The sequence below is a fragment of the Streptomyces bicolor genome, assembly GCF_000719285.1.
Taxonomy (GTDB): Bacteria; Actinomycetota; Actinomycetes; order Streptomycetales; family Streptomycetaceae; genus Streptomyces; species Streptomyces bicolor.
This window is the reverse complement of sequence record NZ_JOFS01000092.1, coordinates 1-1,554: the sequence shown is the minus strand read 5'-3', so window position 1 is coordinate 1,554 and position 1,554 is coordinate 1. Positions and strand designations below refer to the sequence as shown.

The 1,554-nt window shown below is 66.9% G+C and carries 2 protein-coding genes; one reads left to right on the top strand and one right to left on the bottom strand.

Going from position 1 to position 1,554, the window contains the following annotated elements; genetic code table 11:
• Window positions 1–22: 22 nt before the first annotated feature.
• Window positions 23–1,222 (bottom strand): RNA-guided endonuclease InsQ/TnpB family protein, encoded by a 1,200-nt coding sequence (locus IF78_RS0142745; protein WP_031488159.1) that lies wholly within the window; start codon window positions 1,220–1,222, stop codon window positions 23–25.
• Window positions 1,223–1,257: 35 nt separating this feature from the next.
• Here IF78_RS0142745 and tnpA point away from each other — a divergent pair.
• The coding region (gene tnpA, locus IF78_RS0142740) for an IS200/IS605 family transposase (protein ID WP_107050134.1) at window positions 1,258–1,554 on the top strand (297 nt) is incomplete at its 3' end.

Here is a 1,554-nt window from a genome sequence, read left to right as displayed (position 1 = left end):
TCGTGAACGAGGGGGCTTCTCGCTATGCCGGTGCGGCTTCGCGACGGACCAGCCCGGCCCGTAGGACATTGATCGCGCCCACCGTGTCCGCGTGCGCGCTGTGGCCGCACGAGACGCAGTGGAACTTCTCCTGTGTGGGCCGGTTCTCCTTGGCGGTGTGCCCGCATTCGGGGCACCGCCGGGAGGTGTTGCGGGGGTCCACCGCCATCACCTGCCGTCCGGCTCCTTCCGCCTTGGCGGCCAGGATCGCGAGGAACACCCCCCATCCGGCATCAGAAATCGAGCGGTTGAGCCCGGCCTTCGCGCCGGCCCCGTTGGGCAGGAAGTTGCCCGCCTGTTCAGGATCCGGCTTCGGTGCGGGGGCCTTGCTCATGTTGCGGATCTTGAGGTCTTCGTGCGCGATGAAGTCGTGTTCCCGCACGAGAGCGAGCGCGGTCTTGTGCGCGTGGTCCAGACGCTGACGGCGCACCTTGCGGTGCAGTCGGGCGACGGTCTCCACGGCCTTGCGGCGGCGCTTCGAGCCTCGCTTGCAGCGACTGAGGGACTGCTGTGCGGCTTCGAGCTTCGCGGAGGCCTTCCGGCCGTGGCGGGGGTTGGGTATGAACTCGCCGTTGGAGCCGGCAAGGAAGTTGGCTATGCCCATGTCGACGCCGACCACACTGCCGGTCACCGGAAGCGGCACGGGTACGGTCTGCTCGGCGGTCAGGACGACGTACCAGCGGCGCCCTTCACGCTTGACGCTGATCGTCTTGACCTTGCCGATCACGGGCCGGTGCCGGTGCACCTTGACGTGCCCGATGCCTTGGAGCCGGACGCGGGTGACGGGGTCGTGCGGGGTGGAGTCCCAGCGGCATCCGTCGCCGTCCTTGGGGAAGTCCACGGTGTCGAACCGCTTGCCCGACCTGAAACGCGGATAGCCCGGCGCGTCTCCTGCCTTCACCCGCCGGAAGAACGCGGCGAACGCCTTGTCCAACCGGCGCAAGGTGGCCTGCTGAGACGAGAACGACCAACGCCCCTGACGCTCCGGGTCGAAGGCGCGGATGTCCTTGAGCTGGGCGGACTGCTGCCCGTACCGGACGGTGGTCTTCGAGGCGTGTCGGTAGGCGTCGCGGCGTTCCTGCAGCGCTCCGTTGTAGAGCGAGCAGTGATCACGCAGCATCTCGGCGAGCGCGCCCGCCTGGCCCACGGTGGGCCGCATGAGGAACTTGTACGCACGGATCATCCGGCCCACCCCCTCCCCGGTCAGCTTCGAAGAATATCCGTACCGGTCGTCACGTCACCTATACCCTTCACGCCCACTTGGTGTTCGTCACGAAATACCGGCGCGGCGTCTTCGACGACGCCATGCTGAAGCGTTGCGAAGAGATCATGCGTGAGGTCTGCGGCAGTTTCGAGGTGGAGCTGCGGGAGTTCAACGGCGAAGCCGATCATGTGCATCTACTGGTGCACTACCCGCCGAAGGTCGCCCTGTCGAAGCTGATCAATAGCCTCAAGGGCGTCAGCTCCCGGTACCTGCGGGCCGAGTACACCGGCCGCATCAACCGGATCGGGATG